The sequence below is a fragment of the Faecalibacterium sp. An122 genome, assembly GCF_002160895.1.
In the GTDB taxonomy this organism is placed as follows: Bacteria; Bacillota; Clostridia; order Oscillospirales; family Ruminococcaceae; genus Faecalibacterium.
The window spans coordinates 185,512-198,601 of sequence record NZ_NFLL01000001.1; the positions used below are offsets into that span (position 1 = coordinate 185,512).

The following is a 13,090-nucleotide window of genomic DNA, read 5'->3' on the forward strand; positions in this document are numbered from 1 at the left end:
GCTTTTTCTATTCGCAGACCGCGGCGTCAGGCGCCGGGTCAGTCTTTAGAAAAGGTGTTGATCTGTTCCTGGACCTCTGTGAAAAACCGGGACAGATGGAAACCATCCGCCACCGCATGATGGATGTTCATGGTCAAGGGCATGATCATACGGCCCTGCTGGAGCTCGTATTTGCCCCAGGTGACGACGGGGGCAAGAAAGGTTCCCTCGTCAAACACATGCACATCAAAATGGCGGTAATGGACCCACGGAAGACAGGACACATCAAAAAAGTTGGGCGGCTGATGGTCCACAATACCGCGGACATCCCGGTAGGTTTCCTGATCCCGCAGAAAGCGGGCGTGAAACTCCCAAAGATCCTCGCAAAAGGGTGTGACCAGCTTGGTGCATTGCTCGTCGTTTTGGTCGAAAACGGCGTAGCTGGGGGAGATGGAATCCCACCGGATGAGATGCCCCTCCGGGTCCCAGCTGTATTTAAAGTGGTCGTGGGCATTGACAACTTTTGAAACCACCCAGATCATGCAGGGGTAAAACCGCAGCCCGTTTTGTCGGGCGTATTTCACCAGAGGCGTCACGTCCAGATCCACCGTCAGGCTCATCACCACCCGCATCCGCTGGATGTAAAACTGGAACAGTTTGCCCCGCTCCCATGCGTTCAGATCAACTCTTTGAAAATTCATATGGATTCTCCTTTGCACCTGTATCGGTAAGTCAAACAGACGTGCAAAGCTGTGGGGATAGAAATGGCTTCCCCATACAAGTCTATCCCGTCAAGCCTTGCATGGAGATGCTGCAATGCAGAGTTTCATTTCATCGCCTCCTTTTCAAGGGATAGATTCATTATAAATGCCGCCGCACAGAATGTAAAGCCTCCGCTATTTGTGTAATTTGCTCAAAATGGGTTTACTTGCCGCGGCGGTGCTGGTAAAATGGAACCAGAAAAAGAACCCCGGACAGGCATCAGAAAGCAGGGAGGCACGCCGGCCCGGGCCTCAGAAGGAGTTGATCTTGCATGATTGAAACCATCCAGCGGGTTGCCATCGCCATCGCGGTGGCGGTCGCGGTGACAGGAGCGGTTCAGGACTGGTCCAAGGATGTTCCGTCGGTGACCACCAATTACTACGAACAGACCCAGACCGGCGGCGCCATCGAGGAGAAGTACACCGCTATGGGAGAATACGATGTCTCCTATACCGATTATCCGGCCCGGGATTTTTTGATTGAGCGGTACGAAGTCTGGTATCCCTCGGCTCTGAAAGAGGAGAACGGCAAGCAGTGGCCGGTGGTGGTCATGGCCAATGGCACCGGAGTGGCCGCTTCGCGGTATTCGCCGATCTTTCAGCATCTGGCATCCTGGGGATTTGTGGTGATCGGCAACGAACAACAGAATTCCTGGAACGGCAGCAGCTCCGACGGCGCTCTGGACCTTCTGGTGGAGCTGAACGAGGATGAAGAAAGCGTCTTCTACCACAAGCTGGACCTGGAATGCGTCGGCGCCGCAGGACATTCCCAGGGCGCCATCGGCGCCATCAACGGCGTGACCAATCAGAAAAACGGCTGGCGTTATAAGGCCCTCTACACAGCCAGCACCCCTTCCAGCCTGTATGCCTCCACGCTGAACTGGGAGTACGACGTCTCCAAAATTGAGATTCCCTACTTTATGGCCGCAGGCACCGGCCTTTTGGATGCCGGCGAAGCAGGTGTGCCGGAAGTGGTGGAGGACACCCAGGAGGTTTCCATCTCGCCCCTGTGGTCCCAGGAAGAAAACTACAGCGGCGTCCCGGCATCCACGCCCAAACTGCGGGCCCGCCGCACCGGCGCCGACCACGCCGAGATGCTGCCCTGGGGTGACGGCTACATGACCGCCTGGTTTATGTACTGGCTGCAGGGAGACACCGAGGCCGGCAAAGCCTTCTTTGGGGAGGACGCCGAAATCCGGTCCAATCCCTGCTGGCAGGACATCGAAAAAAATCTTTGACACCGGCAAACCGCGCCTGGCCGTTCTTTTGGATGGCCAGGCTTTTTTGCGGTCAAAATTTTGGATTGACAATTCCCTTGCAGATTGGTAGACTAAATACGCATTCCATGCGGGAGTGGCGGAATGGCAGACGCGCTGGTTTTAGGCACCAGTTCCGAAAGAGTGAGAGTTCGACCCTCTTCTCCCGCACCATACAAAGACCCCCGGACCCTTTCCAGCAGGAGAGGAGCCGGGGGTTTTGCTCTGTATCATTTAGTTGGGCTGGGATGAAGTGCCGCAAATGGAAAACGGACTAAGAACACTCTGGGCCTTTTCTTCGATTTCTTCGGGTGCAGCCGGGAGCTCGGTTTTTCCGTCCCAGATCAAAAGCCGGCTGTTTCCCTGTGTGTAATAGATGGGCAGGCTGTCCGTCCCGTCCGAAGCCGGTTCAGGGGTGCGGACAAAGCAATAGCTTCGCTCGCCGAGAGAAGTTCCTCCGCTCTGCCACAAGCTCAAAAACGAGTAACCCATCTGAATTTCATAACAGGAAAGATCCTCAGAAATTCCGTCGCGATAGGAAATGCCGTTGATCCATTGCTCGTCCTTTGAGGGGAGGAGTTCAAAATAAATGGAGCCGTCCGACAGCTGGTAGAGATGGTTGACTTCAAAGTCAAATGCATGCTGGCGGAAAGCGATCAGGTAAAGTGCCGCTGAAAAGAGGAACATGCAGCATACCGCAAAGCAAATCATTTTATATACACTGGCCCGATGTACTTTTTTCAGAAAACTCACTCCGCCGGCATCCTCAAAGGGGACGGATTCGCTCTGCAGTTTCAGAGGGGATGCAAGAGCCTGGTATTTAAGAGTGCAGTTTTTGCATTGGGACAAGTGTGATTGGATGGCATCTGCGGTTTCTGCGCCGACCAGGTGGTCAACATACAGAGGCAAAAGGTCTTCCACAAGATAACACGGCAGCTCAATCTTTTTCATAACTGGCTTTCAACCTCTCTTTCGCTCGATAATAGGTGACTCTTGCCCAGTTGGCACTTTGATTCAATACCTGACCGATTTCTTCAAAGGTAAGGTTGCTGGCAAGGCGGAGATAAACAACGGTTTTGTAGGGCTCGTCCAGGGAAGTGATCTTTTTGTAAAACGTGATTCGCTCCTCTGACTCGTCCACAATCTGGTCCATCGGGTCATAAGAACACTCGACAGAAGCCTCCTGGCCGATAAGATGGAAGTCCCTTTTTTCTTTGGCGCACTGTTTCAGCCATAGATTTTTGCCGATCTGAAACAACCAGGTTTTCAGCTGGCAGCTGCCGTCGTAGCGCTTGATGCACCGGATGGCTTGATAGAATGTTTCTGCGGTCAGTTCCTCTGCCGTTTCAGGCGAATGGGAGAGACCTAGAAGAAACCAGTACAGAGGTTTTGCATAGTTTTGGTACATGTTTTCCACGTCCACATCGCTCAATCCGATCACCTCTTTTCCGTGAAACAAGAAATCAACCGGTCCGATTGTTTGTGCCAATCTATTACTATATCCCGAAAGGTGCAAATGGTTACACAGGGCTGGAGGAATCTCTATTTTGCTTGAAATATGCTCCGCTTTTTGTGCAAAATCGCCGGACGTTCAAAATAAAACAGGCCACCCCGCGGGATGGCCTGTCTTGCGTTTTGGAGACAAATCGGAGAATTATTGTGCGTTGAAGACGTACCGGTCAAGACGGTCAAAAGCCTCCTGAATGCGGGAGAAGGGGAGAGCCAGATTCATACGCACCGAGCAGGGACTATGGAACATCCGCCCGTCCTGAATGGCGACGCCCACCGCCCAGGCCGCTTTTTCCACGTCGTCAATGGTTTTGCCGTGGGCGCTGCACCAGTCGGTGCAGTCCACAAAGAGCATGTAGGTGCCCTCGGGTTTGCTGACGGTGACGCCCTGGAAGTGATCCCGGATATAGTCACAGGCGTAGTTGATGTTGTTGGACAGGACCTGGCAAAGCTCATCCACCCAGACATAGCCCTCCGGCTTGTAGGCGCCGATCAGGGCGTGCATGGAGAGAACGTTCATGTCGTTGTAATGGCACTTGGAACTTTTGGCCACGCAGCGGTCCCGAAGATAGCTGTTGTAGATGATGTGGTAGCTGCCGACCAGACCGGCCAGGTTGAAGGTCTTGCTGGGGGCATAGAGGGCAATGGTGCGGTTGCGGGCGTCCTCGCTGATGCTCTGGGTGGGGATATGCTTGTGCCCGTTCAGGAGGATGTCAGACCAGATCTCATCCGAAATGACCACACAGTCGTTGGCCTTGTAGACCTCCATGGCCTTTTCCAGCTCCCAGCGCTCCCAGACGCGGCCGCAGGGGTTGTGGGGGCTGCAGAGGATGGCGGTGTGGATGTGGTACTTTTTCAATTTGCGGTCCATGTCCTCGTAGTCCATCCGCCAAACGCCCTGTTCGTCCTTGACCAGGGGGGTATGAACAATCTTGTAGCCGTTGTTGGTGAGGGACTTGGTGAATCCGATGTAGGTGGGGCTGTGGACCAGAACCGGGTCGCCGGGGGCGGTGCAGCAGGTCAGAGCGCTGACCACGCCGCCCAGAACGCCGTTTTCGTAGCCGATGCACTCCCGGGTCAGCAGGGCAGGGTCACAGCCGTTGCGGGTGACCTGCCACCGGATGATGGAGTCATAGTATTCATCGCTGGGCGAAAAGTAGCCGAATGCGGGGTGCTGGGCCCGCTGGATGATGGCCTCGGTGACGGTGGGCACCGTGGGAAAGTTCATGTCGGCAACCCACATGGGAATGGCGTCAAATCCTTCGCCGGGAGCCTCGGGAGCAAAACCGGGGTTGCGGCCCAGGCTGTCCACCGCGATGGCATCCTTGCCGTGCCGCTCCAGAATCGAAGTGAAATCGTACTGCATGTCAAATCGTCTCCTTTGGTGATGCTTTTGGGCGTTTGGTATCAGTGTAGCACACTGTGCCCGGCGGGTCAATGCCGCCCCTTGAGCGGGCGGGGCATGATATTCCGCGGCCCGGCGGCGCATACTATAGCGTATCGCATTTCAGGTCGCTTTTTGTTCCGGCATGGATGAAAAAACGGCTTTCCGCGTACAATCAAGATGTTTCAATTTCTTCTGCAAGGAGGCGGAAATATGGCAAGCCGTGGCCGCACCCTCAAGTATCTGGCCGCCGCGCTGCTGGCGGCGTTTTGTTTGGCTTTTGCCCGCACCGACACCACCGAAAAAAGCATGGTCCGCGCCATCCTGCTGGAGCAGGGGGAGACAGACTGGACCGTCGGCCTTCTCTACCAAGCCCCCGAGGCCTCGGCGGATTCCTCTGAGGTGTCGGACGGCATCGGTTTTGCGGCGGCCCAGGGCCCCAACCTGGAACGCGCCCTGAATAATGCCGCCTCCCTTTTGCCGCTGGACGCCAATTTCCGCCTGTGTGACTATCTGCTGTTGCTGCCGGGCAGCAGCTGGCAGACCATCAGCGAGTACGAATCCCTGGTGCTGACCCGCCAGTGCGGCCGGACCAGCGCTCTGATGGCTGCCTGTGATTTCACCTGTGAGGATCTGTCGGAGGCCACCGAGGAGAGCGGCGAACTGCTGACCACCCTGCTGCAGACCCTTAAACAGGCCCAGCGCTCCTCACCGCGTCTGTATGAAACCCGGACCGACGGGGGCCTGCTGCTGCCTCTCCTGGCGGTGGAGGAAGATGTGCTTTCCGTCCAGCCGGAGGGGTGGTTTCTCTCCCAGATCGAGCAGACCCAATGGGACGCCCAGAAAACGGCTGTTTACCGCCTTTTGATGGGCCGGGGTGAGGAATTCACCTTTTGGATGGGGGAGCACCCCTTGACGCTGCGCCGGCCGCTGCTGAGTGTGGCGGTGAAAGGTGACGGCAGCTTTGCCGTTCGGCTGGACTGCCAGACAGCGGCGGCCAGCGCCGATCCCACCCCGGAGGAGCTGGCCCAGCTGGGAACCCTGTGCACCCAGCTTTTGCAGGAGCGATGGCAGGCTGGGCAGGACCTGATTGGTCTGGGGGCCTGTGCCGCTCTGCGGGACGGCAGCGCGGCCCGTCTGGACCCAACAAAAAACGCCTGCCCGCAGCTGCGGACAGACGTTGCCGTTTATTGAGGTTTGGATTCAAAGGTGATCGTGACGGTGGTACCCTGGCCCAGCTCGCTATCCAGCGTGATGCGGGCCCCGTGGATGCGGGCGATCTGCTTGACGATGGCCAGACCCAGGCCGGTGCCGCCGGTGGCTTTGCTGCGGCTCTTGTCTACCCGATAGAACCGCTCAAAGACGCTGGCCTGCGCTTCCTTGGGAATGCCGATGCCGTTGTCCTGAACCATGAGGTAGGGGCAGCCTTCCTCGTTGTGGCCGGTCTTTAAGAGGACCCGGCCGCCCGGCTGGTTGTACCGGATGGCGTTGTCGCACAGGTTCTGGCACAGTTCCTCCAGCAGGCTGGGGGAGCCGACAACCTGAACCCCTTCGCCCTGTACGTTCAGAGTGACATAGGCGCGGCGGGCGTTCATCTTGAGCCGGTCGGTGCATTCCTTGGCGAGGACCGACAGGTCCACCGGCTCCATGGCAGGGGAGTCATGGGTACCGCCGGAGGAATCCAGGTGGGACAGCTGAATGATGTCGTTCACCAGACGGATCATCCGGCTGGCCTCGCTGTGGATTTTCTGCCCGAAAGAGGCGATGTCCTCGGGACGGGCCAGCCCGGTTTCGATCATTTCCGCATAGCCCGAAATACTGGTCAAAGGCGTCTTGAGTTCGTGGCTGACGTTGGCGGTGAACTCCTGGCGCATTTTTTCGTTGCTCTCCCGCACGGCGCGATCGGAACAGATAGCGTCCGCAAAGGGAACCAGCTCAGTATAGGGAACGTTTTCCTGGATGCGGTCCAGATCGTGGGCCATATTCAGCATGGGGCGGACCAGGCGGCGGGTGAGAACCCTTGCCAGCAAAACCCCGATGCCCAGAATCACCAGACAGCTGAACAGAATGGCCGGCAGCGCTTCATTGTACAGAGTCCAGATGGTCTGGGCGTCCTGGCCGATGCGCAGGACGTTGCCGTCCTGCAGGAGAACGGCATAGTAGTAGGTCTCATAGCCGGTGGTGGCCGAGTCGCGGATGTCCTTTCCCTTGCCGGACGAAAAGGCCTGCTGGACCTCGGGGCGGGAGAGATGGTTTTCCATCTCCTCCTGCTCGTCGGCGTCGGTGGACTCATAGAGGACGGTGCCGTCGGGGGAAATCAGGGTGATGCGGACACGGTCATAGGCGAAGTTGCTCAGGCTCTGGGTGTCGTGTTCGTACTGGGACACCAGAATAGCGGATTCGTTTTCCAGAGCCCTCCAGGCCTGCATGGTGAAAGCGCGGTGAAAGACAAAGATGCAGACCGCCGCCGCCAGCACCACGCCCATCAGCCCCATGGTATAGAGCCGGCGGCTGATGGTTTCCTCCATGCTGCGGGTTTTCATTCCTCGCTGCCCTCCTCGCTGTCGGCCAGCTTATAGCCGACCTTGCGGACGGTGAGAATGTAGCTGCCCGCGCTGCCCAGCTTTTTGCGCAGGGTGCGGATGTGCATGTCCACCGTCCGGCTTTCCACCGAAATGTCGGTGCCCCACACCACCTGCAGGATGGTCTCGCGGGTCACCACCAGATTGGTGTTTTCCAGCAGCAGACGCAGCAGGCTGTACTCCTTGTAGGTCAGATCCACCGGGGTGTCGCCCACCGTGACGCTGTGACGGGCATTGTCCAGCAGCAGCTCGTGGAAGGAGTAGACGTTGGGTTTGGCCGGCGGAGCCGAGCGGCGGAGCGCCGCCCGCACCCGGCTGAGAAATTCCATGATGCCGAAGGGCTTGGTGATATAGTCGTCTGCACCGCAGTCCAGACCGCGGACGGTGTCCAGCTCGCTGGACTTGGCCGTCACCATGATGATGGGCAGCTGGCGCAGGGTGGGGGAGTTGCGCAGCTTCTTCAGGATGGAGAAGCCGTCCTCCCCCGGCAGCATGATGTCCAGAATGACCAGCTCCGGCTCCGAGGTTTTCATGGCGTGCCAAAAGGCCTCCGGTTCCTCAAAGGAACGTACATCGTATCCGCTGGACTGGAGTGCATACTGTTCCAGTTCCCGGATGGATGCGTCATCCTCTACAATATAGATCATGCGTTGCCTTCCTCCTTTTGGGCCTTGTCAGCCTCTGCAGATTTCTTTTCGGCAGCAGCTTCGTTGGACCCGGGGAAGGAATAACGTGCACGGTAGCGGTCGACTCTGCGCTGGAACGCTTCGCTCTCCTCGGCGGCGCGGTTGTGCCGCAGATCCGACAGATAAGCGTGGGTGTCAAAGCTGTCCTGCGCGACCTCGATCTGGGCCACGGCGATGTTGCTGCAGTGTGCGCTGATGCGGGAATAGCTGGTCAGCAGGTCGTCCAGCACAAAACCATAGGTGATGGAGCAGCTGCCGGCCTGCAGGCGGGCGATGTGGCGGGCCTTGATGGCGCGGACCAGCTCGTTGACCACCGACTCCATCGGTTCCACCTTGCTGGCCAGATGCAGGTCGCCCTGACGGAAGGCCTCGGTGGTGCGGTTCAGCAGATCCTGCACCACATCCTCCAGGACGCTCAGTTCCTCCTGGGCATCCACCGAGAAGGTGATGGACTTGTCGTGGATTTCCTGGGCGGAGTTCAGCAGGTTGATGGAGTAGTCGCTGATCCGCTCAAAGTCGCTGATGGTGTGCAGCAGGGTATTGACCTGCTGGCTGTCGTCGTGGTTGAGCTCGTAGCTGGACAGTTTGACCAGATAGGTGCCCAGAGCGTCCTCGTAGTTGTCCACTTGCTTTTCTTCTTCTTTGACCTTCTGGGCCAGGGTGGCGTCCCACTTGCGGGTCAGGCTCATGGCCTGCAGCACGCCGATGCGGGCGGTCTCGGCCATCTTGGAGGTGACGGAACGGGCCTGGTCAGCTGCCACAGAGGGGGTGTTCAGCAGACGCTCGTCCAGCAGGGTGAAGCGCTCTTTCTTCTCGTCGTCGGGAATGGTCAGATAAGCCAGACGCTCCAGCAGACTGGTGAAGGGGAGCAGCAGGGCGGTGGCGCCCAGGTTGAAGGCGGAGTGAACCACGGCGATGCCCCATGGCTCGATCACGTCACCGATGAAGGAGAACTGGAACACGGCATTCAGGCCATAGAAAGCCACCAGGAAGACCACCACGCCGATGATGTTGAAGTACAGGTGGACAATGGCGGCACGGCGGGCGTTCTTGTTGGTGCCCACCGAAGAGATCAGGGCCGTGGCACAGGTGCCGATGTTCTGGCCCATGATGATGGGGATGGCGCTGCCAAAGGTGATGACGCCGGTGGAGCTGAGAGCCTGCAGAATACCGACGCTGGCGCTGGAACTCTGGATGACGGCGGTGACCAGTGTGCCCACCAGAACACCCAGGATGGGGTTGGAGAAGCGGACAAACAGCTCGGTGAACCAGGGCTCATTCTCCAGCGGAGCGACCGAGTCGGACATGGCGGTCATGCCGGTCATCAGGATGGCGAAGCCCACCAGGATGCCGCCGATGCCCTTCTTGCGCTCGCCGCCGAACATGAACATCAGGATGCCGATGAACGCCAGCAGGGGGCTGAAGGTGGAGGGTTTCAGCATCTGAACCAGCAGGCTGTCGCCCTCCAGGCCGGTCAAGCTGAGAATCCAGCTGGTAACAGTGGTGCCCACGTTGCTGCCCATGATAATGCCGATGGCCTGGTGCAGCTCCATGATGCCGCTGTTGACGAAGCCGACCACCATGACGGTGGTGGCGCTGGAACTCTGGATGACGGCGGTGACCGCCAGGCCCAACAGGAAGCCCTTGACAGGGTTGTCCGTCAGGCGGCTGAGAATTTTCTGCAGCTGGCTGCCAGCCTGCCGCTCAAGGGATTTGCCCATCAAATCCATTCCGTAGAGGAACAGAGCCAGGCCGCCAAGGAGAGAAAATAGATTTGTGATTGTCATACATATCCTCGTTTCTGCGGTGTGTCCGGTTCTCAAGGAAAAGCAGCGCACGTATCATCCAACTGGCCTGCGCGGTGCTCAGCATTGAGATGTTTCTTACAAGAATTTTACTTGTACTTGATTTAAGTATAGTGTGGCAATGTAAAATGTGAAATCGGCAATATGTAAAATCTACGTAAAGGCCAGTTTACATAAAGCGATGGTTCACGTCCGCCTTCAACAGTATACAAGAGAATGGGCTCAGACGCAATAAGACAAAAATGACCTTGTGGGAATTGTAATCCCAACCGGTTTTGATTATAATATAAAAAATGGGAAATTTGCGCACAGCCTGCAAGTCCCGACCGAAACGGACGGCTGCCGGACGCAGCCGGTCACAGGGAGGAAATAAGGATGGAAAATTTTACCGTATCACTCGCCAAACTGTCCGAGCGGGTCAATATGGAGGTGGTCTACAGCCCCCGGGATCTGAGCGAAATCAACGTTGAGATCGCCGAGGTCAACCGCCCGGGCCTGTTCCTGGCGGGGTACTATGAGTACTTTGACAATCTGCGTTTGCAGATCATGGGTCTGGCCGAGATGAACTTTCTGTCGGTCCAGACGCCCGACCGCCGCTATGAGGCCCTGGACCATCTGTTCGGCCAGATGCCGCCGGCGGTGATTGTCTCCCGCAGCGATGAGCTGACCCCGTTCCCCGAGATGCTGGAGCTGGCTCAGAAGTATAAGGTTGCGCTGCTGCGCTCCAACGAGGCCACCTGTGTTCTGATGGGCAGCCTCATCAGCTATCTGAACATGGAGCTGGCCCCCCGCATCACCCGGCACGGCGTTCTGGTGGAAGTGTACGGCGAGGGCATCCTGATCCTGGGCGACAGCGGCATCGGCAAGAGCGAGCTGGCCATTGAGCTGGTCAAGCGGGGCCACCGTCTGGTGGCCGACGACGCCGTCGAGCTGCGCAAGGTTTCCAACCGTCAGATCATGGGCACCGCCCCCGAGAATATCCGCCACTTCATCGAGCTGCGGGGCATCGGCATCGTCAACGTCGCCCGCGTATACGGCGTGGGCGCCGTCAAGGTCACCGAGACGGTGGACCTGGTGGTTCAGCTGGAAGCCTGGGACCCCACCAAAAACTATCAGCGCACCGGTCTGGAGACCGAGTACTACGAGATTCTGGGGGTCAAGATCCCCAGCACGGCCATTCCGGTTTCTCCCGGACGCAACCTGGCCGTGGTGCTGGAGACAGCCGCCATCAACAACCGCCAGAAGAAGATGGGTTACAACGCAGCCAAGGAGCTGCTGATCCGTCTGGGTCTGGACGACACGGTAGACTGAGAGGGCAGAGCCTTGGAACAGAACATCATCGACGCATTGAGAGCAGGGCTGGACGCAGCCGGCGTTCCCTATCAGGAACAGGAGCCGCTGTCCGCCCATACCACCTTTAAAATCGGCGGCCCGGCAGCTTTTTTCATCCGGCCCACCCGGGAAGAAGAGCTGTGCAAAGCCGTCACCCTGTGCAAATCCCTGTCGGTGCCCTGCTATATTCTGGGCAACGGCAGCAACATCCTCTTTGGGGATAAGGGCTGGAACGGCGCCGTCATCTGCCTGGCCGGCATGAAGGGCGAAATCCAGCAGGAAGGAGATACCCTGCGGGCTCCGGCCGGCATGCCCCTGAGCATGCTCTGCATGGCGGCCCTGCAGGCCGGGCTCACCGGTCTGGAATTTGCCTATGGCATTCCCGGCACCGTGGGCGGCGCCGTGTATATGAACGCCGGCGCCTACGGCGGAGAGATGAAGGACGTTCTGGTCTCGGTGCGGCACCTGACCGCCGAGGGCGAGATCGTGGAGACTCCCGCCGCCGGGCTGGATTTGAGCTATCGCCACAGCATCTTTGAGGACAACGGGGACTGCATCCTCTCGGCCCAGGTGCGGCTGACGCCGGGCGATCCTCAGAAAATCAGCGACCAGATGAACGAACTGATGGGCCGCCGCCGCGACAAGCAGCCCCTGGATAAACCCAGCGCAGGCAGCACCTTCAAGCGTCCGGTGGGCGCTTTTGCAGGCGCGCTGATCGAACAGTGCGGGCTGCGGGGCCACCGCCATGGCGGGGCCGCCATCAGCGAGAAGCACTGCGGCTTTGTGGTGAATCTGGGCGGGGCCACCTGCGCCGATGTGCTGGCCCTCTGCCAGGAAGTCCAGACCATTGTGAGGGAACAAACCGGCTTTACTCTGGAAAAGGAGATCCGGGTTGTAGAATGTTGAAGGAAGTAGGGGAGCGGTTATGGAGCTGTTGATTGTAAGCGGACTTTCGGGGGCGGGCAAATCCGTCTCGATGAATGCGCTGGAGGATATCGGGTATTTCTGTATGGACAATATCCCGGCCTGGCTGCTGCCGAAAATCGTGGCCTTTTCCCGGGCCGGCGACAGCCAGCTGGACCGGGTGGCCATCTCGATGGACGTGCGGGGCTGCCGCACCCGGGAGGAAATCCGGGAGGCGCTGGCCCAGCTGGACCTGCAGCAGACGCCCTATAAAATCCTCTTTCTGGATGCCTCGGACGAGGTCCTCTGCCGCCGCTACAAAGAGACACGCCGCCGCCACCCCATCAGCCAGGCGGAGGATATCCCCACCACCGAGGCCCTGGCCCGGGAACGGGAAATCCTGCAGCCCCTGCTGGACCGCGCCGACTACGTCATCGACTCCACTTTGCTGTCCACCGCCCAGAACAAGGAGCGGATCTGCGATCTGTTCCTGCCGGGCGGCGGGGCCAAGGCCGCCATGCGTCTGAACGTCATGTCCTTTGGGTTCAAGTTCGGTCTGCCGGGAGAGGCAGACCTGGTGCTGGACGTGCGCTGCCTGCCAAACCCCTTCTATGTGCCGGGCCTCAAGCATAAAACCGGCATGGACCAGGAAGTGGTGGACTATGTGATGCAGTTTGCCGAGTCCAGGGAGCTTTTGAAGCGGATTGAATATCTGCTGGATTACGCCATCCCCCTGTATGTCAAGGAAGGCAAGAGCGAGCTGACCATCGCAGTGGGATGCACCGGCGGCAAACACCGCTCCATCACCTTTGCCCGCAAGATCGCCGAATACTGCGAACGGCTGGGCTATGCCGTCAGCATTCAGCACCGGGACGCCGCCCGGTAAACCTATT

12 protein-coding genes and 1 tRNA gene are annotated in these 13,090 nt (G+C 58.4%); 6 read left to right on the top strand and 7 right to left on the bottom strand.

Annotated elements, in window-relative coordinates:
• Positions 1-38 precede the first annotated feature (38 nt).
• A complete protein-coding gene (locus B5E67_RS00830) occupies positions 39-680 on the bottom strand; it encodes a CatA-like O-acetyltransferase (protein ID WP_242956694.1) in 642 nt (213 codons plus the stop codon).
• Positions 681-1,012: 332 nt separating this feature from the next.
• Here B5E67_RS00830 and B5E67_RS00835 point away from each other — a divergent pair, with 332 nt between their 5' ends.
• Both B5E67_RS00835 and B5E67_RS00840 read left to right on the top strand, forming a co-directional pair.
• Complete coding sequence (locus B5E67_RS00835; RefSeq protein ID WP_087381847.1) at positions 1,013-1,978, top strand: hypothetical protein; 966 nt, start codon at positions 1,013-1,015, stop codon at positions 1,976-1,978.
• Positions 1,979-2,087: 109 nt separating this feature from the next.
• A tRNA-Leu gene (locus tag B5E67_RS00840) sits at positions 2,088-2,170 on the top strand.
• Between the two features lie 60 nt (positions 2,171-2,230).
• Here B5E67_RS00840 and B5E67_RS00845 read toward each other — a convergent pair.
• From B5E67_RS00845 to B5E67_RS00855, 3 genes are all read right to left on the bottom strand, one after another.
• Complete coding sequence (locus tag B5E67_RS00845) at positions 2,231-2,947, bottom strand: zf-HC2 domain-containing protein (protein WP_087381850.1); 717 nt, start codon at positions 2,945-2,947, stop codon at positions 2,231-2,233.
• On the bottom strand, positions 2,934-3,419 hold the full coding sequence (locus tag B5E67_RS00850) for a sigma-70 family RNA polymerase sigma factor (RefSeq protein WP_242956711.1): 486 nt from the start codon (positions 3,417-3,419) through the stop codon (positions 2,934-2,936). Before B5E67_RS00850 ends, B5E67_RS00845 begins: the two co-directional genes overlap by 14 nt.
• A 231-nt stretch (positions 3,420-3,650) precedes the next feature.
• Complete coding sequence (locus B5E67_RS00855; RefSeq protein WP_087381856.1) at positions 3,651-4,871, bottom strand: aminotransferase class I/II-fold pyridoxal phosphate-dependent enzyme; 1,221 nt, start codon at positions 4,869-4,871, stop codon at positions 3,651-3,653.
• A gap of 231 nt (positions 4,872-5,102) precedes the next feature.
• On the opposite strand from B5E67_RS00855, the gene B5E67_RS15560 reads away from it, so the two are divergent.
• Positions 5,103-6,083, top strand: a complete 981-nt coding sequence (locus B5E67_RS15560) for a hypothetical protein (protein ID WP_087381859.1) — start codon at positions 5,103-5,105, stop codon at positions 6,081-6,083.
• On the opposite strand, the gene B5E67_RS00865 is transcribed toward B5E67_RS15560, so the two are convergent.
• From B5E67_RS00865 to B5E67_RS00875, 3 genes are read right to left on the bottom strand one after another with little or no spacing between them, the layout of a single operon-like run.
• On the bottom strand, positions 6,077-7,432 hold the full coding sequence (locus tag B5E67_RS00865) for an ATP-binding protein (protein WP_087381862.1): 1,356 nt from the start codon (positions 7,430-7,432) through the stop codon (positions 6,077-6,079). The two genes, B5E67_RS15560 and B5E67_RS00865, sit on opposite strands and share 7 nt — an antisense overlap.
• Entirely contained in the window at positions 7,429-8,118 is a 690-nt protein-coding gene (locus B5E67_RS00870; RefSeq protein ID WP_087381865.1) for a response regulator transcription factor, read from the bottom strand. The genes B5E67_RS00865 and B5E67_RS00870 overlap by 4 nt, the downstream gene beginning before the upstream one ends.
• On the bottom strand, positions 8,115-9,944 hold the full coding sequence (locus B5E67_RS00875; RefSeq protein WP_087381869.1) for a Na/Pi cotransporter family protein: 1,830 nt from the start codon (positions 9,942-9,944) through the stop codon (positions 8,115-8,117). Before B5E67_RS00875 ends, B5E67_RS00870 begins: the two co-directional genes overlap by 4 nt.
• 393 nt (positions 9,945-10,337) lie before the next feature.
• Here B5E67_RS00875 and hprK point away from each other — a divergent pair, with 393 nt between their 5' ends.
• Genes hprK through rapZ form a run of 3 tightly spaced genes read left to right on the top strand, consistent with a single transcriptional unit; the run spans position 10,338 to position 13,083 of the window.
• Positions 10,338-11,273 carry an HPr(Ser) kinase/phosphatase gene (gene hprK, locus B5E67_RS00880; RefSeq protein WP_087245593.1) on the top strand — a complete coding sequence of 312 codons (936 nt, stop codon included), beginning with the start codon at positions 10,338-10,340 and terminating at the stop codon, positions 11,271-11,273.
• Between the two features lie 27 nt (positions 11,274-11,300).
• Positions 11,301-12,200 (top strand): UDP-N-acetylmuramate dehydrogenase, encoded by a 900-nt coding sequence (gene murB / locus B5E67_RS00885; protein ID WP_087382326.1) that lies wholly within the window; start codon positions 11,301-11,303, stop codon positions 12,198-12,200.
• A gap of 19 nt (positions 12,201-12,219) precedes the next feature.
• Positions 12,220-13,083, top strand: coding sequence for an RNase adapter RapZ (gene rapZ / locus B5E67_RS00890; protein ID WP_087381873.1), 864 nt, complete (start codon positions 12,220-12,222; stop codon positions 13,081-13,083).
• Positions 13,084-13,090: the final 7 nt, after the last annotated feature.

What these genes read in the sequence shown, in the direction of transcription:
- B5E67_RS00875 (WP_087381869.1), bottom strand. Translation starts at nt 9,944, where the DNA reads ATGACAATCACAAATCTATTTTCTCTCCTTGGCGGCCTGGCTCTGTTC.
- B5E67_RS00870 (WP_087381865.1), bottom strand. Translation starts at nt 8,118, where the DNA reads ATGATCTATATTGTAGAGGATGACGCATCCATCCGGGAACTGGAACAG.
- B5E67_RS00855 (WP_087381856.1), bottom strand. Translation starts at nt 4,871, where the DNA reads ATGCAGTACGATTTCACTTCGATTCTGGAGCGGCACGGCAAGGATGCC.
- B5E67_RS00845 (WP_087381850.1), bottom strand. Translation starts at nt 2,947, where the DNA reads ATGAAAAAGATTGAGCTGCCGTGTTATCTTGTGGAAGACCTTTTGCCT.
- B5E67_RS00835 (WP_087381847.1), top strand. Translation starts at nt 1,013, where the DNA reads ATGATTGAAACCATCCAGCGGGTTGCCATCGCCATCGCGGTGGCGGTC.
- B5E67_RS00830 (WP_242956694.1), bottom strand. Translation starts at nt 680, where the DNA reads ATGAATTTTCAAAGAGTTGATCTGAACGCATGGGAGCGGGGCAAACTG.
- B5E67_RS15560 (WP_087381859.1), top strand. Translation starts at nt 5,103, where the DNA reads ATGGCAAGCCGTGGCCGCACCCTCAAGTATCTGGCCGCCGCGCTGCTG.
- B5E67_RS00865 (WP_087381862.1), bottom strand. Translation starts at nt 7,432, where the DNA reads ATGAAAACCCGCAGCATGGAGGAAACCATCAGCCGCCGGCTCTATACC.
- hprK (WP_087245593.1), top strand. Translation starts at nt 10,338, where the DNA reads ATGGAAAATTTTACCGTATCACTCGCCAAACTGTCCGAGCGGGTCAAT.
- rapZ (WP_087381873.1), top strand. Translation starts at nt 12,220, where the DNA reads ATGGAGCTGTTGATTGTAAGCGGACTTTCGGGGGCGGGCAAATCCGTC.